Consider the following 22,387-nt stretch of genomic DNA (forward strand, 5'->3'; position numbering starts at 1 on the left):
TTCAGAGCCCCAGCTCACGGCCGATGCCGCGAGTCTGGGGCTTCTTGCTGTTCATGGACTTTCGTGGTTGCTGTCAGCACATGTGCTGACGTTGAGGGCCGCGCGCCGGATCGTGGCCAGGATGCCGGCAAGAAGCGGTCACAAGTCGCGCCAAGTGCGGCACCAGTGGGCGTCGGCATCATGTCTCCCTTCCTCCTTGAGAAAGGGACATCCATATGAGAAGGACAGCGATGCTGCTGAGCGGTTTGCTGCTCACCAGCCTGCTGGCCGCCAGTCCGGCGCTCGCCGCCCCCGCCGTGAAGACAGCCGCCCTCCCCGCGAAGACAGCCGCCGCCACCGTGAAGACAGCCGTGGCCAGTGTCAAGGCGAGCCCCGCGAAGTCGGGCGAGTGCCCCACCACGGTGGGCTTCTCCGCGGTGGTGGCGGCCAAGGGCGCGGGAACCGTCCGCTACCGCTGGGTGCGTGGCGACGGAAGCAAGGGCGTCATCAGGGGCTTCCGCGTCAACGGCGCGCGCAGGGTCGTGGTGAAGGAGCGCCAGACGTTCGACCGGACCACCTCGGGCTGGCAGGCCGTCGAGATCCTAGGCAGGCGCGGCCTGTCCGGCAAGGCCCGTTTCGACGTCACCTGTACGGGCCCCGGCACCGTGTGGGACGGTTCCCACCTGCTGCCCGCGCGGACGGACAGGCCGCTGGTCGCCGCCGCCCACGTCGACGGTCCGCCGGTCCACCACGGCCCCTGCCCCACGACCGTGACGTTCACCGCCACGATCCAGGTCTCGCGCACCCCTGCGACTGTCGACTACCAGTGGATCGACAGCGCCACAGGTGAGGGCCGGCCGGAGACGGTCTTCTTCGCCGCGGGCGGCCCCCGCGTCCGCCAGGTGACACTGCCGCTGGCCGTCGGCGACTCCACCAGCGGGTGGAAGGCCGTTCACATCCTCAACGCGAACGGCCACGACTCGGGGCGGGCCATCTACCAGGTGACCTGCCAGGGCACGCCGCCGGCCACGCCCACACCCACGCCCACGCCGACCTCCACGCAACCGCCGGCGCACAAGCCGGAGGCAGAGATCTTCGACCTCTCTCCGGGTGACTACGCGGGTCGTTGCACCGAGCCGGTCGAGTACCAGGCCGTCGGCCGCGTCAAGCTGCCGGCGGGACCGGCGCAGAGGGTCACCTACTGGTGGAGGCTGGACGCCACCCAGTGGGAGTCCAGGGAACTCGACTTCCCCGCGAGCCAGCAGCCCCGGGCTCTGGCCGTCACCGCCACCTGGAAGCTCACCTCCAACGACGGAGGCTCCCACAAGCTGACTCTCAAGGCCGAAGGCGGCGCCGCTCCGGCGGAGCGGGTGTTCACCTTCAGCTGCGCGGCCCAGCCCGACCCCGCCAGGCTGACCGTCCGGTACCTGCTGACGCCTCGGTTCAAGGGGACGTGCACCGGCAACCTGACCCTCCAGGCGTCCGGGGTGGTCACGACGGATCGCGCGACCACGATGCGGTACCGCTTCGTCGTGGACGGCGTGCCGGGCCCGACCAAGACGCAGGAGCTCGCGCCCGGCACCAGCCGGGAGATCGCCGAGGTCTGGACCAACAGGGCGACGAGCAGCGGCACCGGCGTCGTCCGGCTCGAGGTCCTCAATCTGAACGAGCCGGTCAAGGAGGCGGCCTACGCCTGGACCTGCGTTCCGGAGGACACCTCGGGCGCGGTGCGCATCAGGGAGCTCTCGACCAGCGGCTACGACGGCGACTGTGTGGAGACGCCCCAGCTCGGGATCTACGCCGCACTCGTCGCGGCCGCGGGCACGGAGGTGACCTACCGCTGGGTCGTCGGCGGGGTGCCCATGGGCGCCGTGAAGACCACGACCCCGGCCAACGGCATCATCTCCATCGGGCAGGGTTGGCGCTGGGAGGACAGGCCGAACGGACCGGTCAGGTTCGAGGTCCTGAGCCACGACAAGCCGGCCGCTGAAATCACCGTCCCTGTGACCTGCCGGAAGTAGCGCACGGGAGACACGGCGTGCCCATGGGTTCACCCGTGGGCACCGCCTGCGTTCGGGGCTCGGCGGCAGGTCCCGGTGTCGCCGCGGGACGGCCATGGGGATCAGCGGCCGAGCCCCGCGTCCCTGGCGCGGAGGATGGCCTCGGCCCGGTTGGCGACGTGCAGCTTGGCGAAGATGTTGGAGACGTTGTTGCGCACGGTCTTCGGTGACAGGAACAGGGCGGCCGCGATCTGCGGGTTGGACCGGCCCGCGGCGATCAGCGCGAGGATCTCCCGCTCGCGCGGGGTGAGCTGCGGGAACGTGGCGTCGTCCGGCCTGGTGGCCGGGCCTGAGAAGTACTCGGCCACGCGCCGCGCGACCGAGGGGCCGAAGATGGCCTCGCCGTGGGCGACGGCCTGGATGGCACGGACGATCTCGGCCTGGTTGGCGCCTTTCAGCAGGTAACCGCGGGCTCCTGCGCGCATCGCCTCGAACAGGGTGGCGTCCTCCTCCGACATCGTCAGCATGAGGACGCCGATGTGCGGGCTGTCCGCGACCACGCGCCGCGTCGCCTCGATGCCGTCGAGGCCGGGCATGGCGACGTCCATGACGACGATGTCGGGCTGCAGGGCGGCGGCGCGTTCCACCGCCTCCAGACCGGTCGCCGCGGTGCCGGCCACGTCGATGCCGGGGATCGAGCCCAGCAGTACCGCCAGCCCGTCGCGGTAGATCGGGTGGTCGTCCGCGAGCAGCACGCGGATCGGTTCATCGGACACCTGCCACCTCCATGGTCTGCTCCAGCGGAAGCCTCGCGCGCACGAGCGTGCCACCGCCGGGCGGGCAGCTGACCTCGCAGTCTCCGCCCAGCTCGGCGGTGCGTTCGCGCAGCGACAGCATGCCGACCCCGGCCACGACGTCAGGTTCGATGCCGGAGCCGTCGTCGCGCACGAGCACCTCCAGTGCCCCGTCCCGCACGCCGAGTGAGATGTCGCAGCGCCCGGCGTCGGCGTGCCGTGCCACGTTGGCCAGCGCCTCCGACACGATACGGTATGCCGCGACCTCGACCGCGGCAGGCAGCGGGGCGAGCCCGTCGCCGGACACGACCACGTGCAGGCCGCCTGCGCGGACGCGCCCGGCCTGCTGCTCCACCGCGCGGAGCAGGCCGAGCTCGTCGAGCGCCGGCGGGCGCAGGTCGTGCACCAGACGGCGGACATCGGCCAGCACGGTCGAGACCTCGGCGGCCGTCTGCTCCAGGATGCGATCGGACTCCGCGGGCGCGGTGGCGGCCAGGTTGCGGGCGGTCTCGATGCGCAGGGCCACGGCGCCCAGGCTCGGCCCGAGCCCGTCGTGCAGGTCACGGCGCAGCCGGCGGCGCTCCTCCTCACGGGCGAGCACGAGCTGGGCGCGGATGCGTTGCAGGTCGGTGCTGAGCTCGCTGGCCCTGGCCGCCGCGGCGGCCTGCCGTACGAGGTCGCCGAGCAGCCGCTGGTCGCGTTCCGTCAGGTCGGCTCCGCACAGCACCAGGCGGCCCACCGCTTCGGCGCGGTAGGCGACGGGCAGCGAGACCGACGGGCCGCGCGGTGAACCGTGCTCGACCACGGACCGCACGCCGCCCGGCCGCTCGATCTCCACCCGCACGTACGGCAGCCGGAACGCCTCCGCCACTGTCCGGGCCAGGGCGAGGAGTTGCTCGTCCGGCTCTATGGCGAGCTCGAGCCGCTGGGCGAGGGTGGAGACCATCGCGTACGGATCATCGCGCGCCCCGCGGACGAGCCGCCGTGCCGCCCGCCACAGCCAGGTGCGCAGCGGCGCGTAGGCGACCGCCACGATCGCGGTCGCGGCCAGCGCGGAGTCGCGTTCGCCGAGCACGCTGCCCGCGAGGGTGAACACCGCCACATCGATCACCACCACCGCGACCGCGAGCACGCCGTACAGGAACGTCGCGGGCAGCAGCCGGTCGATGTCGTACAGGCGGTATTTGCTCACCGCGACCAAAACGGCGCCCGAGGTGAGCCCGAGCGCAGCGCACAGCAGCAGCGGCGGCAGCTCCGGCGGGGCCACCAGCGGCAGCGGCAGCACGAACATGCCCACCAGCGCCGCCCACGTCAGCCAGCGGATCTGCGCCCGCCGCTCCGGATCCGCGACGCGGTAACGGTGCACCATGACCGCGAAAGGCACCACGAGGCTCACCGGCACCGCGGCACTGGCGACTTCGAGCACGGGCAGCCAGACCTCGTAGGGCAGGCCGACGCTGAACGGGTCGAGGTCGAGCCGGGCGATCTCAAGAGGCAGCGGGGCCGCGTCGTAGCGGGTCAGCACGGCCATCGGCGCGAACGCCCAGACGGCGGGCAGCAGCGCGGTCAGCGCGAGACTGGCCGCCGACAGCCACCGCCATCCTCTGCCGGACGGCAGGCGCCCGTCAGGGAACAGCAGGATCAGCAGCGGCAGCCCGATCAGCAGCGCGGCGCCGAACCGGGCGTAGAACCAGTAGGCGAAAGCGGCCCATGGCGCGCCGGGGGACACGTAGATCGCGTGCACCGCCCACGCGCCGAGGAAGCCGTTCAGCGCCCAGGCGAGCCCGGAGAGCGTCAGCACCCATGCGACCGGATGCCGGGGCAGCCGCCGCAGCAACAGCGCGCCGGGCACGGCCTGGGCCAGCCCCGCCAGCGCGGAGGGCCAGCCGGCCTCGTCGAGGTCGCTGTTCGGCGGAAGGGCCACGCCGGCGTTGCCGACGTCCAGCAGTACGGTGCCGACCAGCAGCGCGGCCGCGCACACCGTCACGGCCACCGGCAGGACCACGGGCCTGCGGGCAGAACTCGACGCCGGCATCCCTGCCGGTCCGGCATTCATCACCCGAGCATTGTCGCCGGGTTCGTGTCCTGATGTCCCGGGACAGCCTGTCCCGGGACAGCGGGCCGAGCGCCGGGACCTGAGTGGGGACGGGCGACCCTGCCGGCCCGGGACGGCGGACGCGCATCGTGGACCCCGTCGCCATTCGCAACCGGAGGGAAAGCATGGACGCCCGCATCACAGACGAGCCGGCCAAGGCTCGCACGGATCTCCAGATCATGAACGGCTCGCCGGGCACCGGCCGTCGACCGATCGGCGTCGCCGCCGTCCGCCTCGCCGGCGCCGGGCTCACGGCGGGCACGCTTTCCTGGGCATCGGCCATCTTCGTCTTCGGCTCGACCGGCGTCGGCGTGGGAGAGCGCGTCGTGGACCTGACCGGCCTGCTGTTCCAGCTCGGCGTGTTCTGCCTGCTGTGGGTGCAGATGAGGACCCAGGCCATCGGAACCTCCCGCGCCGCCGCCGTGGCGCTCAGGGTCGAGGCGGTCCTGCTGGGCATGGCCAGCGTCTGGTCGTTCCTGCACGGCGTCCTGCCGGACGACGTGAAGAACGCGGACTGGCTGGCCGCGCTCGACCTCTGCTGGCCGCTGTCGATGCTGGGCATGGCCGCCATCAGCGTGAAGCTGGCGGTCGCGGGCCGGTGGGTCGGGAAGCTGCGCTGGTGGCCGCTGGTCGCGGAGAGCTGGGCCGTCGTGACGGTCCCCTCCTACCTGGTGCTCGGCGAGGACGTGTCGCGCTGGGTGGGCGGTGGGCACCTGGTCGTCGGGTACGCCGCGCTCGGGGTGCTGCTTGCCGTCCGGCCCGGCCACGTGGCCTTCGTCCCGTCCGAGAAGGCGTGAGCGAGTACAGGTGGAATTTCGAGTCCTGGGTTCTTTGGAGGTGCGCGACGCCGAGGGAGGACCCGTCGAGCTGGGCGGTCCGCGCCCGCGCGCCGTACTGGCCCGGCTGCTGATCGCGCGGGGCGCGGTGGTCTCCGCCGACGCCCTGCTCCACGACCTGTACGGCGACGCGCAGCCGCCCAGCGCCCTGGCGACGCTCCACTCGTACGTGTCGAACCTGCGCCGCGCGCTCGAACCCCGACGCCCTCCGCGCACCAGGCCCACCCTGCTGATCGGCCGCCCGCCCGGTTACCTGCTGGCGACGGACCGGGTGGACGCGGTCCGCTTCGCCGACCTGGTGGGCCGGTCGGAGCTGCGTTCGCCGGGGGACGCGCTGGTCTGTCTGGAGGAGGCCATGGGGTTGTGGAGGGGCGCGCCGTACGAGGAGTTCGGCGACCATCCATGGGCGCTCACCGAGGTGAGCCGGCTGCACGAGCTGCGGCTCACCGCCGTCGAACGGCACGCCCGCACGCTGCTCGACCTGGGCCGCCCGCAGGCCGTGCTCGCCTTCCTGGAGGCCGAGACGATGGCCAACCCGCTGCGCGAGCGGCTGTGGTGCCTGCTCGCGCTGTCGCTGTACCGCACGGGGCGTCAGGCGGAGGCGCTGGCCGTGCTCCGGCGCGCGGCCGACCTGCTGGCCGACCAGCTCGGCCTCGACCCGGGCCCCGAACTGCGCGCCATGGAACGTGACATCCTTCGCCAGGCCGATTCGCTGGCCGCCGTCGCGCACGACGCCGTCCTGCTTCTGGCCGCTCCCGAGACCGCCCTGGCATCCTCGCCCCAGCCCCGCCCGATGCCCGAGCCCAGTCCGATGCCCGAGCCCAGCCGGATGCCCGAGCCCCGCCCGATGCCCGAGGTCGGTCCCACGCCAGGGCGGGTGTTGCGCGGGCGCGACGGCGAGCTCGCCGCGTTGCTGGCGCCGGCCGGCCGGGCCGCGCACGCCGGGCTGTCGGTCGCGGCGGTGACCGGGGACCCTGGGGCAGGCAAGACCTTCCTGCTGGAGGCGTTCGCCGAGCTCTGCGCGACGCGGCTGGGGCAGCTGGTCCTCTGGGGCCGCTGTCACGACGACGAGACGACCCCGCGGCTGTGGCCGTGGATCCAGGTGTTGGACACGCTGGAGCAGCACTGCCCGGCGCCGGATCACCACCTGGTCGAGCCGCCACAGGACCGGTGGCCGGACGGGCACGCCGCATCGCCAGGCGCGAGCCGGACCGTCGCCCGACGGCTGATCGCCGCCGCCGGGTCCCGCCCGCTGGTGATCATCCTGGACGACCTTCAGTGGGCCGACCCCGCCTCGCTCGATCTCCTCAGGGACCTTCTCGACCTGGCGAAGGACGCCGCGATCACCCTGGTGACCGCGTTCCGTACCGGCTTCGACGGCCCGCTCACCACCTGGGCGCGCTACGACCTGGTCCGCGTGCCCGTGACCGGCCTCGGCGCCGACGCCGTGCGTGCCGTCGCCGCCGACCTGGGAGTGCACCTGGACGAGGAGTCCGCCCAGAGAACGACCCGGCTCACCGGAGGCAACGCGTTCCTCGTCCGCGAGAGCATCCGGGCGAGGAACCTGGACGCCGTCCCCGACGCGGTCGCCGAACTGGTGCGGCTGTGGCCGGCGCCCCTGCCCGGGATGGCGGAGGTGCTGGCGGTCGCGGCGTCGATCGGCGTCGCTTTCGATCCCGCGCTGGTGGCCGAGGTCGCCGGAGTCGAGGCGTACGGCCTGCTCGACGAGGCGGTCCGCGGAGGACTGCTGAGGGCAGACGAGGCCGGCCGCCTGGCGTTCGCCTGTGACCTGGTCCGCGAGGCCGTGCGCCGCGGCATCCCGGCCCTGCGCGAGGCGGCCATCCACCGGGACCTGGCCACCGCCCTGTCCTCCCGTCCCTCCACCGAGGTGGCCGTCATCGCCCGCCACGCGGTCCAGGCGGGACCCGCGGCGTACGGCGAGGCCGTCCGCTGGGCCGTGACCGCCGCCGAGCACGCGGACCTGCATCTCGCCTACCAGGAGGCGGCCACCTGGTGGGACAGGGCGGTCACCGCCCACGACGCCTCAGGGGGCGACCCGGCCGAACACGTCGAACTCCTCCTGCGCAGGACCCGGGCGTGCCTGAACGCCGGGGACCCGATCGCCGCGCGCCGGGCCAGAGCGGTGGCGCTCCGCGTCGCCGACCGGGGGGACCAAGAGACCGGCCTCGTGGTCCGCGCGCTGACCGCGTTCGACGTCCCGGCCTTGTGGACGTTACGGGACCCGTACGAGCCGGTCGATCTCAGGCTCGTGCGACGTTTCGAGGCCGCGCTGCGCGACCTGCCCGCCACCGACTCTCCCGAGCGGGCCAGGCTGCTGGCCGGGCTGGCTCAGGAGCTGTACGACGGCACCTGCGACCCGCGTCGCGACGACCTGTCCGCCGAGGCCGTCGCCATGGCCCGCCGCCTGGGCGACCCGCACCTGCGCATGCTCGCGCTCAACGCCCGCCACCTCGCCCTGCCCCATCCACGGCATCTCCCGGAACTGCAGCGCATCGCCGCCGAACTGCACGACCTCGCGGCACAGACGAACACCCCCGAATTCGAACTGCTCGCCCACATGATGGACACCCACCACCACCTCGAAACGTTCGCCCTGCCCGCGGCCGACCGCGCCGCCGCCCGCTGCGACACCCTGCTGGAACGCCTCCCGCTGCCCTGGCCACGCCTGCAACACACCCTGTGGCGTGCCAACCGGCTCGCCATGGACGGCCGGTTCGACCAGGCCGCCCTCCTGTACGACGACGCCGAGGCCCAGTCCGCCCACCTCGGCGTCTGGCACGCCCGCCAGGCCGTCGCCATGGGCCGCATCGGCCTCGGCTTCCACCAGGGAACGATGGCCGAGGCCGGCCCGCTCATCGACGCCGTCCACGCCGTCCACCCCACCCTCGGCCACGACGTCCGGACCTTGCAGCTGTGCGCCCAGGGCCGCGTCGACCAAGCCAGGCTGCTGAACGACGGCCCGCGCCCCGCGCCGCGCCGCGACTGGTCGTGGCTGTCCATGGTCTGCCTGCGCGCCGCCGCCGCGGCCGCGCTGGGCCGCCCGAACGAATGCCGCGCCATCTACGACACCCTCCTGCCCTACAGCGGCCGTGTCTCCGCCCTCTCCGCGGTCGTCTGCATGGGGCCGGTCGACTGGTACCTGGCCCTGCTGGCCGCGGCGATCGGCAGGCACGACACGGCCGCCGCCCACCTGAGCACGCTCGAACGTCAGGCCGACGCCAACGGTCTCCTGTGGTGGCGCGAGCGCGCCACCGCCGCGTCCCGGCGCCTGCCGGACCGCAAGCCCCTCCACCTCGTCACCAGAGGATGACGGTTCCGGCCGGCACCGCTGGGGGTACCCGTCCCCGCGTGCCACCCGGGCGCGATCGGGCGGCACGTCGGCGCGACTTCCGGTGCGTACCGCACCGGAATTCCTGAGCCTGCCGAGTTTGAGAAGTCGTTGACGCCCTGCTCCACCTGGTCTTCCACGGCCTGACTCCGCGCGAGTCCAGCCTTCAGCAGGAGAAGGGATCTCCTGAGTCCGGCGTGCCGGGCACGCGGAGGGCGGTGTCGGCCGGCCTTCAGGAACTCCGCCGCATCCAACAACCTGCGCTTACGCAGAGGTCACAAGCTACGGGCGGTGATGTCGCCGTTGGAGGTGGTGGCGTGGATGTCGAGTCCGGCGGTGCCGTCGTTCTTGAGGGCGTTGGTGATGCGGCCGCGGGTGGTGCCGGCGTCCAGGGCGGCCGAGACTCCGCCGGCTGCGGCGATCGAGATGTCGCCGGACTGGGTGCGGAGCACGACCTTGCCGCCGACGGCCTCGGCGATCCGGATGTCGCCCCGTGCGGTGCTGATCTGTGCGGGGCCGCCCAGCCGACCGACCTCGACGTCGCCGTCGGTCGCGGTGAGGTGAAGGCTTGCGGTCTCCTCGAGCTTGATCCGGTGGTACGCGCCGTCGAAGGCGACGTCGCCGAGGCGGCCGACGGTCCTGAGTTCGGCGCCGGCCGTCTTCGCCTCGACGTGGGACCCGGCGGGCAGCCTGACCGTCACGTCGATGGATCCAGACGGGCCGAGGTACTGGTTCCTCACCGAAGTCCCGATCCGCAGGACGCCGTCGGCGTATTCGACCGTGGTCTGCTCGGCCGCCTTCACATCGCGGCTCTTCGCGGCGTTCGTGGGCCGGACCTCGACCGCGGTGTCGGCCCGGTCGGCGGCGATGAACTGGACGCGTCCGGCGGGGATGTCAAGGACGGCGGAGATCGGGGCGGGGGTGTCGAACGTCTGCATCATGTGCTCCTTGTGCTGTGTTCTGTCGACATCCACCATCGCCAACCGCTCTGATACCGGGCTGTCGCCGTCCTGACGCCGCCGCTGACATACGGCGGAGAGTAGCCGGCCGGGGTCCAGGCTGGCCTCTGCTCAGGGCGACCGCGACCGCGGCGGCCGCCACGGGTTGATCAGGAACTCTCAGGAGCTCGGTGAGCTGTCATGGAGCCCGCAGTAGCTTCGGCGATACCGGCTCACCCCGTCGTTTCTTCTGGTCAGGCACATGTGTTGGATGATCGGCGGGTCGACCTGCCGGATCTGCCGTTGGAAGTGATGGGCCGGGTTCCGGCCTTCGAGGCCGCGTTCACCTCGGTCGCCGGCGGGGTGAGCAAACCGGCCGACTTCCACATCTCGGTTGCGGCCTGCCGCACGGCCGTCACAGGCCGGGGCCGGGCACGGTTCGCTCGAGCTCCAGGAGGGCAAGCGGAGGGCCCTCGCCGAAGTCGTGGTTGTGTCGCCTGCCGGTCTCGCCGAAGCCGTTCTTGGAGTAGAAACGGCGCGCCTGGGCTGAGTCTTGAAGCGTCCACAGATGCACGCGGTCATGGCCGGCCTCCCGCAGCCGGTCCAAGGTGGCGGCCAGCAAGGCCGCCGCGAGGCCGCTGCCCCAGACGTCTGGGTGGGCGAAGAAGGTGTGGATCTCCGCGAGGCCGGGGCGGGAGGAGGAGGCCCCGAAGCGGGCGAAGGCGCCTGGACGATCATCCAGGAGCGCGAGCAGAACTGTGTCCTTGCCCTCGGCCAGGATGGCGTCCCACTTGGTGCGCCGCTCCTGGATACCGGCGGCAGCGACCTTCGGCGTGCACAACGGGCCGTGCGAGATGCCCCAGGAGATCGCATGGATCTCGCCGAGAACCTCCCCGTCGCCGGGCCCCGCCTCGCGGATAGTGATCATGCCTTGCATGGAGGAGACTCTACGCGGTGGCGTCGAGGGATGAGCCTCGCGGTTTCGCACCTCGCCTCCCTGCCGGTGATTTCTGTCGTGGCGGAGTGCTCGCGGTGGGGGCCGCTGCCTGTGCGGGCGTGGCCGCCGGCCCAGTCGGCTGCTGCTCGCCAGGTTGGGCCGACTCGGCACGGACACCGGCCAGGCCTTGCCGACGGTGCCGTGTCACGCCGGCGGCCGGGTGAGTTTGGCGGCCACGGCGTCGAGGACCCAGTCCAGTCCGATCGCGAAGGACTCCTCGGCGTCCACCTCTGTGCCGTCGTGCACGGCCTTGGCCAGCGCGGGAAAGCGGCCCGTGGCCAGCATCCTGCTCACATGCGGGCCGTAGGCGCGCTGCCAGTCGCGCTTGGACAGGCCCGTGGCGCGCTCGGCCCGCAGGTTCGCGATCTCGCGCCTGATCGCGCCGGTGAAGTAGGCGCTGACGGTCTCCACGGCGCGCATGACGGTGTCGAGGTCGGCGAGGCCGTCGAGGGCGGCCAGCGTGGCCTCGGTCACGGCGAGGGCGTTCGGGCCCAGGCTCGGACGGCCGCCGAGCAGGTCGGCCAGCCATTCGTGACGGAGGGCGGCCTGCCTGGTGCGGTCGGCGCGGATGCGCAGCACCTCCCGCCAGTCGCCGGGCTGCTCCTCGGGGAGGATCTCGGCATGGACCTCGTCCACCATGAGGTCGAACAGCTCCTCCTTGGTGGAGATGTATCCGTACAGCCGCATCGGGCCGGCGTCCAGCCGGGCGGCGACCTTGCGCAACGACACCGCCTCCAGCCCGCCCTCGTCGGCCAGCGCGATGGCGGCGGCGACGATTCGCTCGCGGTCGAGCGGCGCGGGGCGAGTCGGCGGCTCCGGCCGGTCCCACACAGTCATGGGTCACATCGTAGCTGTTGCGATACAGCGTCTCGGCAAAATACAGTGTATCGATATGAGACATCGTATCGCCGTGATCGGAGCCGGCCCCGCCGGCCTTACCTTCGCCCGCGTCCTGCACCGCCACGATCACCCCGTCACCGTCCTCGAACGCGATCCCGCCCCTGACGCCCGTCCCCCGGGCGGCACGCTGGACCTGCACGAAAATCTGGGCCAACTCGCGCTGGGCAAGGCGGGGCTGCTGGCGGAGTTCCAGGCGCTGTCCCGTCCCGAAGGGCAGGCCATGCGCATCCTGGACGTGGACGGGACCGTCCTGCGCGACTGGCAACCCCGTCCTGATGACCGGGCCAATCCCGAGATCGACCGCAGGCAACTCCGTGACCTGCTGCTCGGCCCTCTGGACGTTCAGTGGGGGCGGGGCGTGACGGAGGTAGAGCCGGGGACCGGGGATGGCGTGCTGGTCCGTTTCGCGGACGGGCGGCAGGAGACGTTCGACCTCGTGATCGGCGCGGACGGCGCCTGGTCCCGGGTCCGTCCGGCGGTCTCGTCCGTGACGCCGCACTACACCGGCGTCACCATGGTCGAGACCTCCCTGGACGACGTCGACACCCGCCACCCCGACCTCGCCCGGCTGATCGGCGACGGCTCCATGGCTGTGTACGGCGTGAACCGCGGCCTCGTCGCCCAGCGCAACAGCGGCGGCCACGTCAAGGTGTACGCCCAGTTCCGCGCGCCGCTGGACTGGCACACGAACCTGGACCGGCATATGGGCCTCAATCGGCGCGCAGGCATGGACGCGGGCCTGGACCTGGCCGACGTCGAGGCCGTGCGATCAAGCATGCTGGCTCTGTTCGACGGCTGGGCCGCTCCCGTCCTCGACCTCTTCCGCCACGGCACCGCTTTCGTCCACCGCCCCCTCCACGTCCTGCCCGTGTCCCACACCTGGGCCCACGTCCCCGGGGTGACGCTCCTGGGCGACGCCGCCCACCTGATGCCCCCACTCGGGTTGGGCGCGAACCTCGCGATGCTGGAAGGCGCCGAACTCGCCGAGTCCGTCGCCGCCGCCCCCGGCCCAGGCGAACTGGACGAGGCCGTCCGCGCCTTCGAGGAACAGATGTGGGCACGGGCCGGCAGGTGGGCGAAGATCACGACGGCCGGGCTGGAACGCCTCGTGAGCCCGGACCCCAGCGAAGCCCTCGCCCTATTCGACGAACTTCAGCCATCCTGACCGCCAGGCGCGACGCCAAGGCTTCACGGGGCAGCACGGCACGGCCGCGGTTCCGTCCGGCAGTTCCGCCGCCATGGGGCGGGCAGCAACCGGACGGCCGGTGCCGTTGGCAAGCCAGGGCGGGTGCGCTCGTCTGCACCGCTCGGCCTGCGAACCGGCCTCCAGCTGATTTCGACAGGTGCGCCCGCCATGACGGCAGACACCCTGCTCGCCACGTGGCTCGCCGAGGAGTCCACCTGGGCAGGTACCCGGCTGCCCAGCACATCGCGGCCGTCATCTTCTGTTCTGGGGCGGGAAGTCGGTCTACCGAGCTTTGTGTCCCAGCACCGCCTCGTCGTATGACGGTAGGGGCTTGATCAGCGGGTTGAGCAGATCGGCGGCCTGCTGTGTCGTGATGACATCGGCCGGGTCGACCTTGATGATCTCGGCTTGGTCGGGGTCGAGTTCCCAGACGTCCTCGCCGATGAGCCGGCCGCGGTCATCGTAGGGCCAGACCATCTCTTCCTGAGCCTTGTAGATGTACATGGCGTTCTCGTCATCGACGTCGAACCCGGCGGCAGCGAGCACCTTGCCTGGTTTGAACTGGTATCCGGTCATCTTGGAGGCGATCATGTTGTCGCCGACGGCGATCATCTCGTCGTCGGTGTACATGACGCACTCGCCGGTTTCCGCCCAGGTGCGGTACAGATTGCGTATCGCGTCCTGTCCCCGCAGGGTCACGTCCATGCCCAGGGCATGGAAGTGGTACACCGGCTCCTCCACCATCATGTCCGGCGCGAAGATCTCCTGGTAGCGCCCGGCGATCTCCAGGTAGCGGTGACGATAGTAGGCCTGCAGAAGGAACCGGTGCCGCGGATTGTCGGTCGTCTCGAGCAGTCGCTCGATCGCCTGGTTCGTCCGGGTGATGTCGAGTTTCATGTCGGCCGCCTCTCTCGTGTGGCTCGCGGCGGAGCGCTGCCGTCAGGGTGACTTGGTGACCGGAGGGGTCTTCCAGGTGCCGTCGATGACGCTCTGCTCGGGCCAGTACATGCGCAGCATGAGGTTGAAGGCGCCGGTCGGGGCGGGCAGCCAGTTGGCCTGTTTGCCCGCAGGGGCGTCGTGCGCGATGTACAGGTCCACCGACCCGTCCGGGTTGGCGGTCGGCTTTGCGGTGTGCCCGATCTCGTAGCGGTTGATGGGGTTGTCGACGAGGAAGCCCGAAGGGCCGTACATCGTGATCGACCAGAACGCGTTCACCGGAGGCGTCTGTCCGGCAGGGAAGTGGATGACGTACTCGCCGGCCCCGTCGAGCGGTCGGCCCGAGGAATCGACCAAGGTCAGCGGATAGATGGCGTCCTGGGGCAGGTTCGCGCCCAGGCCCTGCCAGGCTGTGGCGGCGCGCCGCATGTAGTCGGTGCCGTAGCTGCCCAGGTTGGTGGCGAAGCGCCAGCCGTTGACGTCCTCGCCGAGCGCGGCCACACCCGCCTTGATCTGTTTTTGTGCCGTTGGTACCGCCGCCCGCAGGGCCTTGCCGATGGCCGGGTCGACGGCGTTGAGGTCGAACGGCTTGCCAGGGTGGATTCCCAGCTTGGCCAGCGTGGCGACCATCGGCGCGTCCGCGGGGGCCGGCGGGTTGGTTCCCATCGCGGTGGCCAGCGTGGAGAAGAATGCTTGGGCCTCCATCTGCTCCACTTGCGCCGGCGGGGAGGCCGCGGAGACGGTCGGATCGACCTTGCCCGGCGCGGGCGTGTAGGCGCCGTGACCATAGGCGCTGAGTGGCAGCAGGGTGTACTGGGAGACGAGCTTTTGTACGGCGGGCAGGTCGGAAGGGCCGTTGAGCTGGGTGCGCCCGAGGATCCAGACCGTGTCGGTCGGAGATTTGATCTGTTTGACACCGTCAGGCAGGGCGCCGCGCCAGTTCGGCCCGGTGATGGCGAAATCCCCCTTCCCGGTGCCGGTGGTCCTCTTGCCGGGCGAGGCGAACACGTTGGTCCAGGCGTCCAGCATCGGCATCAGGTAGTACCGGCCCTGCGTGTCGGGCATGTGCAGCACCAAGGGCTCCTTGGCCAGATCCAGCCAGGCGCTGGCGTAAAGGGTGTCGACGTTGGGCGAGACAACCCCTTTGAAGGCGGGACCGGGAACGTTCTGCGCTTTCGCGAACTGGTTGATCGGCGCCTTGATGGCGACGGGATCGGGCTCGGCGACGTTGCTCAGGGTCCGCTTGGAGGTCTCCATCAGCACCAGGGGATAGCCGTAGACGTAGGCCCGGACGGCCTCCGCACCGAGGTCCTGGGGCGTGGCCGAAAGGGATGGTGCGACTGTAGGGCGAGGCGAAGACCAGGCGACCGACCCCAGGAGCAGCAGGCCAGCGGCGGCAAGCGTGCCCGCACAACGAGCACGGGCGCCCGGCGGCCTCCTGCCCGTCGATGTCCGGGGTCGCGGGACAGCGTCCATGGTGCCTCCTCCAGTTGAGGACAACATCAACAGCCTTCCGCTCCTCTCCATCAGGCTCCGGAATCCATCTGGCTCCGGAATGAAGAGCTGCGGGTGAAACCGTGAAAGGCGAATTTCGCGGTAAATGACTTACTTCGGCGCCTCGGGAGAAGTCGACGCATGTCTTGCCGGACTGGCGGTGTCCGCATGCGCACGATGTCGCGCCGCTTCGATTGTCGACCTGGAACTGTTTCAGCAGGGCCTCCACCAGCGGCCTGCCCGCGCTCGCGTTCAACCTTCAGCTCATCGGCCAGCCGCCGTCGGGCGCTGCCCTCAGGGACCGGCCGCGGTTTCGGCCGGCCGTACGGTCCGGGGACCGAGCTGGCGACGTGCGCCTGGCCGAGTGGGCGACCTTGTTTCTGCCGGGGCGGTCCGGAAGGCAGCGCAAACCCCGTCTCGGCCGGCTTCGTGAATCCGCCATGCCTCACAGGCTCCCCGGTCGGCCTGTCGGCTGTCCCGCAGGCCGTTGATGATGCCGTTGACCTCCGTCAAGCTCATGCGGCCATACCGGGACCCCCTTCCGCCCCTCAGGGCGAACACGCATAGTGAGTATGATTATACTCCATGTCACAATCGAGTGGATGTGGTCCGGTTCCGGAGCGGTGAACCGCGTTGCCGTGCGCGCCACGCCAGTCGGTGAACGTCCGGCGCGTGACGTGCCCGCCCGCCGGCGGAAGAGTGATCATCGGAGAGGTACACCCGAGGAAAGGGGATGTTCCGTGAGTCGTGCACTGATCATCGTCGATGTGCAGAAGGACTTCTGCGAGGGCGGCAGCGTTCCGGTGAAGGGCGGCGCGGATCGAGCCGCCGCCATCGCCGAGCTGGTCCGGCGCGCCGACGGACAGTATGCCTTCGTCGTCGCCACCCGTGACCACCACATCGATCCGGGCGCCCACTTCTCCGACAATCCCGACTTCCAGGACTCGTTCCCCGTGCATTGCGTCGTCGGTAGTGAGGGAAGCGAGTTCCATCCGGATTTCGCGCCCGCCGTCGACTCCGGGCACGTCGACGAGGTCTTCTTCAAGGGCGCTCACTCCGCCTCCAAGAGCGGTTTCGAGGGCTCGACTCAGGACGGCACGACACTGTCCGCCTGGCTGAAGGCCCGTGACATCACCGACCTCGATGTCGTCGGCATCGCGACCGACCACTGCGTGAAGGCCACCGCACTGGACGGAGCGCGCGCGGGCTTCACGGTGCGGGTCCTGCTCGACTACACCGCCGGCGTCGCTGCCGACACCACGCGCACCGCACTGGACGAACTGCGCCGGGCCGGTGTCGCGCTGAGCGGCGAACCTGTCGTCGCCTGAACAGGCCGGTCCGGCCTGTTCAGGCGGTTCGGATGACCCCGCGGATCAGTGCTTGGCGTTACCGCCCGGGAGGAGAGTCCCAAGGCCTGGCACGCCGGGGCGTTCCGGCGTGACCCGTATCCGCACGGGGTCTCGGCCCTCGACTCGGGTCGGGGCGGGCAAAGTAGAGCAACCCGAGCTGGGCAAACACGTCTCCCGCGCGCTATCGCCCCGCGGACGCCCGACTGCCTGATCGGACCGAAACCCGGCCTTGACTCGGATGCACACCACCCTCTGCGACCTGCGGCGATCTTCTACCTTGCGGCGGCGGTGAGCGGTCGGGGTGGAAGCACCGCGCGTTCCTGAGGGTCGAAGACCTCTGCCGGCGGGATTGGAGGCGCCGGCCACGGTGGGCTGCTACCTGCCATCGGCCTGGCCAGAGGGCGTTTGAGTGGTCCCATCAGCGGCCCTGCTGCCGGAAGCAGCCTATGGGCGAGGCGCCGCAGCCGGTGACGCCGATACCGGTAATCCGCAGGAGGGCGGCGAAAATCGTCTTCATGGCCCTGACTGTGGCCCGCTCGGATTGACAGCCGGTTGACAGGAGATTGAGGTGAGCGCGGTCTGGCCGTTCATGGACATGCCACCAACCGGCACATGCGGCTGATCACTGGATCGCATGGAATGTCCGCCTGCACAGCATGATCCGTGCGGTAGGAAGGCACCGTGACCAACGATCAGCGGCACGGCAGTCGATGGCAGGACCGCTCGCGCGTGATCCGTCCCGTAGAGATCCTGGTGAGTGCCCTGGCGGTCGGAGCGGGATTCGGCGCGGCAACCTCCCTCGTGAACGCCCTCTCCCACAGCTACGCCGACCTTTCAAGCCGTGCCTACACCACCAGCGGGTGGTCGATCGCGGAAATCATGAGCGTGCTGCTCGACTCCGGCTGGGCTTGGGCGGGTTTGGCGGTCGCAGTGGGGTGGCTGGTCACACGTGCCGGGGAGAGCCGCCCCACCGCGCTGGCGCGGGGCGGTGCCGCCGCCGGCGCACTGGCCCTTCTTGCGGCCACAGCCGCCTACAGCATCGTGGACACCATCCGTAGCGGCGGGCAATTCCCCTGGTACGAGTCCGAACCGCCCCTGTGGTGGGTCGCCAGTGTCGTGTTCGGAGCGCCCTTGGGAGCCGTTGGTACATACGTCAAGCGATCGAGAGCGATCGGTTTGCTCGCACGCTTGACCGTGCCGGTCGGCGCCGCCGTCCAGATGGTCGTGCTCCCGCCCGGCAGGAACGAGGTGGTCGAGACCATAGGGAAGACGATCGTATGGGCGGCGGCTGCGGCGAGTACCGGCTTCGTCGTCGTCCGTTTCCTCCTCGTGGAGCGACGCCGGCGCTCTCTGGCAGCTGCGGAGTCGCCGTCAGTAAGGCCTCGTTCGTAAGTCCCTCAGGGGGCCTCAACGTTGGCCGAGGTGGAGACCGCCGGAGCTCCGGCGTTCGCGAGGAGGCCCGACTCACAAAAGCTGTGCCCGAACGAATCCAGCCAGCAGTACGGCGAAGCCGCCGATCTCACCGACGATCAGAGAGACCATGAACGCGCTCGTGCCGCGTACGGGATGGCGCAACTGATTGTCGGTGTCACGACGCCAGCCGTGGTAAACGTAGGTCCCGATCGCGGCCACGAAGAAGAAGATCATGACCCCCGCCGCCACCAGGTCCACCGACGACGGCCAGTCGCTCAACTCGACGAACGCCGCGAGCAGCAGCGTCGCGAACGAATAGAGCAAGGCGGTTCGATGTGCGACGTCCACATAGGGGTGAGCCACATGCTCCGCAGAGGTGGCCATCTGGCGATATTTCCATACGCCCAGCAGCAACGCCAGCAGAAAGATCAGGCCTGCCGCCAGCAGAACCACCTTGGCATCCATGCTCAGCACCACGACCGTGCGCGCCTCCATCCATGATCGGACAGGTCTCCCGTAACTCGAACAATCATGTACGAATTAAGGTGGAGATCGTAGCACTGGGCCGGAACATGATGGCGAACGCCTACCCGCGATGGTTCGCATGCAATACCTGGGTTCGAGTTCGAGAAGGACGCCTCCACCATGCGTTCGAGCTCGGAGCGCAGGCTCCAAGACCTCCCGCGCTCGGCGACTGCGCCGGCACGCCCGCGACCGCTGGCCCCAACTGGCCGGCACACCTCAAGAAGCCCTCGACCGCGCCTGCCGGGCAAAGCAGCTCCGTGCGACGGGTCAGGTTGGCGATCGCACCAAGGAGCTGCGAGCGTTCCCCTTGCGGAACACCAGTTCGTCCCGGACGCCCGGGCCTCGGCCTTCACCGAGGTCGAGCACGAAGATCGACATTCCGGTACATGCCGTCGCCACCCGGATGGATCGGCCTCCTGACGATCCACTCGTGACGATCCAGAACCAGCAGGCCGAAATCGCACCGCAGGACTGACCCGGCGATGACAATGGTCGCGGCCGAGCCGCTCGTGCACGTGGACCACGAGGGTGACCGCCTCACGGGCTCACGGCACCGCGACGCGGGAGACAGGATCTCCGCCGACCTGTTGCCGCGCGGGGTGGATGTCCAAAGGGGCTCCTGGCTGTCCGGAAGCCGCTTCGTCACGGTCGGCATGCTCTGCTGCCGCCAACCGCCACGTGAACCACCCCGGTGGCCGCCGGCTACTTAACGCCCAGGTCCGAGCATGGGAGGAGGCGCGCCCGGCTCTTCTGCTTCCGGCCCGACCGCATCGCGCGGGCGCCGCCGGAAAGCCGGGACGCGTCCTCGCGACGACCGCGTGTACCGCGCGGGACCGGTTACACCGCAAGGGGAGCGTGAGGTGGTGTGACCCGCCGCGGCGGGGCCCTTCCGGTCTCCGGTTACGGGGGGACGGGCGTGGGTAGCGCGACAGTTCCAGCTCCTCGCGTCAGGAGGGTTGCCGTGCCGGCTCTTCGCGTCATCGCGGCCACCGCGCTCTGCCTCGGCCTCGCCACCGGCGGGTGCACCGGCGTGACCCACGATCTCGACGATGTCACGCGGTTCCACCAGCCGCAGAACGAGGGTGCCAACGTCAGCCACCACGACGTGCACCTGCGCAACGTCTTCCTGCTCGCCGGCGCGCCCGGGCAGCCCCCGCCGGCCACGCTGCCCCTGTACGCGGTGATCATCAACGACCAGGGGCAGCCCGACCGTCTCGAGCGGGTCACCGTGGACGGCGGCGGCGGATCGGTCCAGCTGGCCGCGCCGGTCGTGGTGCCGCCGGGGCGGCCGGTCGGGCTCGACCGGCCGATCGCCCAGGTCACCGGCGTGCGGCCGACAGGCTCGATCCCGATGACCTTCACCTTCAGCAGGGCGGGCTCGGTGCGGGCGCTGGTGCCGGTGAAGGAGAAGATCGGCTCCTACTCGACCGTCGCCCCCGGCCCGAGCGCCATGCCGTCGTGACGCCGTGATGCGCGCGGCAAAGGACGGCAGGCGTTCGGGACATACCATTCCGTATGGTACGGTGACGCGGACAAGAGAGGTTCACCATGGCGAGCAAGCGTGACTGGCTGGAGGCAGGGCTCCGGGTGCTGGGTGAGGACGGCGCGCCCGCGCTGACCATCGAGCGGCTGTGCGGCGACCTCGGCCTGACCAAGGGGTCGTTCTACCACCACTTCAAGGGCATGGCGGGCTTCAAGACCGACCTGCTGCGGCACTTCGAGACCGAGCACACCAGCCGCTACATCGACAGTGCCGAGGCGGCCGCGGACGCCGCGTCCGCCAAGCTCGATCACCTCGTCACCCTGGTGCTCGAGGACAAGGGCGGCAGCCACGACCTCGAGATCGCGATGCGCGCGTGGGCGGCGCAGGACGCCGAGGTCCACGCGCTCCAGCAACGCGTCGACCGGCTGCGCATCGACTACCTGACCACCCTGTGCGGGGGGCTCGTCGGCCGGCGGGCCGACGCCGGCCCGCTGGCCCACCTGCTGTACCTGGTGCTGGTCGGGGCCCAGCAGGTCGTGCCGCCGCTGCCCGCCGAGGACCTGCGAGAGATCTACGCGCTGGCCCTGCGCCTGGCGCCGGAGAACCGGGGAGACGACGAATGAACGGGCTGAACCGCTGGGTCCCGCGGCTGATCATCGGGTTGGCGGTGCTCCATTTCGGGTGGGCGTTCCTCCAGCCCAACGCCTGGGCCGCGATCGCCGCCGACGGCTTCTTCCGCGGCGTCGCCGACACGGCGCTGCCCGACTTCTGGGTACGCGAGTCGAGCGTGTGGTTCATGATCTCCGGCATCGCGTTCCTGGCGCTCGGCACGATGTCGCGGCACGCCGTACGGACGACGGGGCGGGTGCCCGCGCAGCTCGGGTGGTACATGCTGGCCATGGGCGTCCCGCTGTGCGTGTTCTACTTCCCCGTCACGGGAAGCTGGCCGATGCTGGCCATCGGGGTGCTGGCCCTGATCGCCGCGCGCCGTCCGGAGGGCGCCGGCGGCTGAGATGACATCGCCTCGACGCGCGCCCGGTGTCGCCGGGCGGCCGGAGGGCGACGGGATGCGCGAGCTCGGGAGACGTCCGGCGGGTGGAGCGCGACGGGATGCGCGAGCCGGGGGACGTCGGGCGGGCGCAGAGCGACGGGATGCGCGGACGCCGGGGACGTCGGGCGGGCGCAGGGCGACGGGATACGCGAGCTCGGGAGACGTCCGGCGGGTGGAGCGCGACGGGATGCGCGAGCCGGGGGACGTCGGGCGGGCGCAGAGCGACGGGATGCGCGGACGCCGGGGACGTCGGGCGGGCGCAGGGCGACGGGATGCGCGGGCGCGGGGGACGCGGTTGGATGTCGGGATGACGAGCGCACATCCGTGGCCCACCACGATCGCCGAGGCCGAGGCCGAACAGGAGCGGCTGCGTCCGCTGGTCGACCTGTCCGACCCCGGCCCTGAGCGGGTGCGGTTCGTCGCCGGGCTCGACGTCGGCTACGCCGCCGAGGGCGACGAGGTGACCGGCGCCGTGGTGGTCCTGGAGGCCGGCACGCTGCGGGTGGTCGACAGCGCGGTGGCCCGCGGGCCCGCCGCGTTCCCCTACGTGCCTGGCCTGTTCGCCTTCAGGGAGCTGCCGCCGCTGCTGGCCGCCATGGAGCGGCTGACGGTGGCGCCGGACCTGCTGGTCTGCGACGGCTACGGCCTGGCCCACCCCCGCCGCTTCGGCCTGGCCTGCCATCTGGGCGTGCTGACCGGCCTGCCGGTGATCGGCGTGGCGAAGACCGCCTTCGTCGGCGCGTGCGACGACCCCGCCGCCGAGCGGGGATCGTGGAGCTCGATCCTGCTCGACGGCGAGGTCGTGGGCCGTGCGCTGCGCACGCGCGACGGGGTGAGACCGGTGTACGTGTCCCGGGGCAACCGGATCGGCCTCGACAACGCCTGCGCCCACGTGCTGCGCATGACGCCCGCCTACCGGCTGCCGGAACCGATCAGGCAGGCCGACCGGCTGTCGCGCGCCTGAGCCCCTAGATGATTGATTCCAAGGGCTGAGGATTCCGAGTCTGGCTGCGAACATGCAGCGAGGGTGTCCAAGATCCGTGTGTGACGACAGAACTGAAC

At 70.9% G+C, this 22,387-nt stretch carries 18 protein-coding genes; 10 read left to right on the forward strand and 8 right to left on the reverse strand.

Annotated features, from left to right (window positions below; genetic code table 11):
• Positions 1-215: 215 nt before the first annotated feature.
• Positions 216-2,000 (forward strand): hypothetical protein, encoded by a 1,785-nt coding sequence (locus ACWEVS_RS40750; RefSeq protein ID WP_452556157.1) that lies wholly within the window; start codon positions 216-218, stop codon positions 1,998-2,000.
• A gap of 101 nt (positions 2,001-2,101) precedes the next feature.
• Here the strand turns inward: ACWEVS_RS40750 and ACWEVS_RS40755 are convergent, their stop codons facing one another.
• Both ACWEVS_RS40755 and ACWEVS_RS40760 read right to left on the reverse strand, forming a co-directional pair.
• Positions 2,102-2,755: a response regulator gene (locus ACWEVS_RS40755; protein ID WP_449927686.1), complete on the reverse strand. Its 654-nt coding sequence runs from the start codon at positions 2,753-2,755 to the stop codon at positions 2,102-2,104.
• On the reverse strand, positions 2,745-4,829 hold the full coding sequence (locus ACWEVS_RS40760) for a sensor histidine kinase (RefSeq protein ID WP_452556159.1): 2,085 nt from the start codon (positions 4,827-4,829) through the stop codon (positions 2,745-2,747). Before ACWEVS_RS40760 ends, ACWEVS_RS40755 begins: the two co-directional genes overlap by 11 nt.
• Positions 4,830-4,993: 164 nt before the next feature.
• Here ACWEVS_RS40760 and ACWEVS_RS40765 point away from each other — a divergent pair, with 164 nt between their 5' ends.
• Together ACWEVS_RS40765 and ACWEVS_RS40770 are read left to right on the forward strand one after the other, a co-directional pair.
• Complete coding sequence (locus tag ACWEVS_RS40765) at positions 4,994-5,665, forward strand: hypothetical protein (protein WP_449927680.1); 672 nt, start codon at positions 4,994-4,996, stop codon at positions 5,663-5,665.
• 10 nt (positions 5,666-5,675) lie between these two features.
• A complete protein-coding gene (locus ACWEVS_RS40770; protein ID WP_452556161.1) occupies positions 5,676-9,035 on the forward strand; it encodes a BTAD domain-containing putative transcriptional regulator in 3,360 nt (1,119 codons plus the stop codon).
• Positions 9,036-9,328: 293 nt separating this feature from the next.
• Here the strand turns inward: ACWEVS_RS40770 and ACWEVS_RS40775 are convergent, their stop codons facing one another.
• From ACWEVS_RS40775 to ACWEVS_RS40785, 3 genes are all read right to left on the reverse strand, one after another.
• Positions 9,329-9,991, reverse strand: coding sequence for a DUF4097 family beta strand repeat-containing protein (locus ACWEVS_RS40775; protein WP_452556175.1), 663 nt, complete (start codon positions 9,989-9,991; stop codon positions 9,329-9,331).
• Between the two features lie 415 nt (positions 9,992-10,406).
• Entirely contained in the window at positions 10,407-10,919 is a 513-nt protein-coding gene (locus ACWEVS_RS40780) for an N-acetyltransferase family protein (RefSeq protein ID WP_452419524.1), read from the reverse strand.
• A gap of 213 nt (positions 10,920-11,132) precedes the next feature.
• A complete protein-coding gene (locus ACWEVS_RS40785) occupies positions 11,133-11,825 on the reverse strand; it encodes a TetR/AcrR family transcriptional regulator (RefSeq protein WP_449927671.1) in 693 nt (230 codons plus the stop codon).
• Between the two features lie 55 nt (positions 11,826-11,880).
• Between ACWEVS_RS40785 and ACWEVS_RS40790 the strand changes: the two genes are divergently transcribed.
• Positions 11,881-13,053, forward strand: coding sequence for an FAD-dependent oxidoreductase (locus tag ACWEVS_RS40790; protein ID WP_452556163.1), 1,173 nt, complete (start codon positions 11,881-11,883; stop codon positions 13,051-13,053).
• Between the two features lie 303 nt (positions 13,054-13,356).
• On the opposite strand, the gene ACWEVS_RS40795 is transcribed toward ACWEVS_RS40790, so the two are convergent.
• On the reverse strand, positions 13,357-13,971 hold the full coding sequence (locus tag ACWEVS_RS40795; protein ID WP_449927665.1) for a hypothetical protein: 615 nt from the start codon (positions 13,969-13,971) through the stop codon (positions 13,357-13,359).
• 42 nt (positions 13,972-14,013) lie between these two features.
• Entirely contained in the window at positions 14,014-15,267 is a 1,254-nt protein-coding gene (locus tag ACWEVS_RS40800) for a DUF1254 domain-containing protein (RefSeq protein ID WP_452556165.1), read from the reverse strand.
• A gap of 977 nt (positions 15,268-16,244) precedes the next feature.
• Here ACWEVS_RS40800 and ACWEVS_RS40805 point away from each other — a divergent pair.
• Together ACWEVS_RS40805 and ACWEVS_RS40810 are read left to right on the forward strand one after the other, a co-directional pair.
• Positions 16,245-16,832, forward strand: coding sequence for an isochorismatase family protein (locus ACWEVS_RS40805; protein ID WP_452556177.1), 588 nt, complete (start codon positions 16,245-16,247; stop codon positions 16,830-16,832).
• 702 nt (positions 16,833-17,534) lie between these two features.
• A complete protein-coding gene (locus ACWEVS_RS40810; protein WP_452556167.1) occupies positions 17,535-18,245 on the forward strand; it encodes a hypothetical protein in 711 nt (236 codons plus the stop codon).
• 72 nt (positions 18,246-18,317) lie between these two features.
• Here the strand turns inward: ACWEVS_RS40810 and ACWEVS_RS40815 are convergent, their stop codons facing one another.
• The gene (locus tag ACWEVS_RS40815; protein WP_452556169.1) at positions 18,318-18,731 is read right to left on the reverse strand and encodes a hypothetical protein; all 414 of its coding nucleotides are present in this window, start codon (positions 18,729-18,731) and stop codon (positions 18,318-18,320) included.
• 1,021 nt (positions 18,732-19,752) lie between these two features.
• Between ACWEVS_RS40815 and ACWEVS_RS40820 the strand changes: the two genes are divergently transcribed.
• The 4 genes from ACWEVS_RS40820 (at position 19,753) to nfi (ending at position 22,289) form a co-directional block, all read left to right on the forward strand.
• The gene (locus ACWEVS_RS40820; protein ID WP_452419520.1) at positions 19,753-20,253 is read left to right on the forward strand and encodes a hypothetical protein; all 501 of its coding nucleotides are present in this window, start codon (positions 19,753-19,755) and stop codon (positions 20,251-20,253) included.
• 86 nt (positions 20,254-20,339) lie between these two features.
• Positions 20,340-20,897, forward strand: coding sequence for a TetR/AcrR family transcriptional regulator (locus tag ACWEVS_RS40825; RefSeq protein ID WP_452556171.1), 558 nt, complete (start codon positions 20,340-20,342; stop codon positions 20,895-20,897).
• On the forward strand, positions 20,894-21,286 hold the full coding sequence (locus tag ACWEVS_RS40830) for a DUF6463 family protein (protein WP_354907193.1): 393 nt from the start codon (positions 20,894-20,896) through the stop codon (positions 21,284-21,286). Before ACWEVS_RS40825 ends, ACWEVS_RS40830 begins: the two co-directional genes overlap by 4 nt.
• A gap of 346 nt (positions 21,287-21,632) precedes the next feature.
• Positions 21,633-22,289 carry a deoxyribonuclease V gene (gene nfi, locus ACWEVS_RS40835; RefSeq protein ID WP_452556173.1) on the forward strand — a complete coding sequence of 219 codons (657 nt, stop codon included), beginning with the start codon at positions 21,633-21,635 and terminating at the stop codon, positions 22,287-22,289.
• The last annotated feature ends 98 nt before the right edge of the window (positions 22,290-22,387 follow it).

It is taken from the genome of Nonomuraea sp. NPDC003754, from assembly GCF_053605785.1.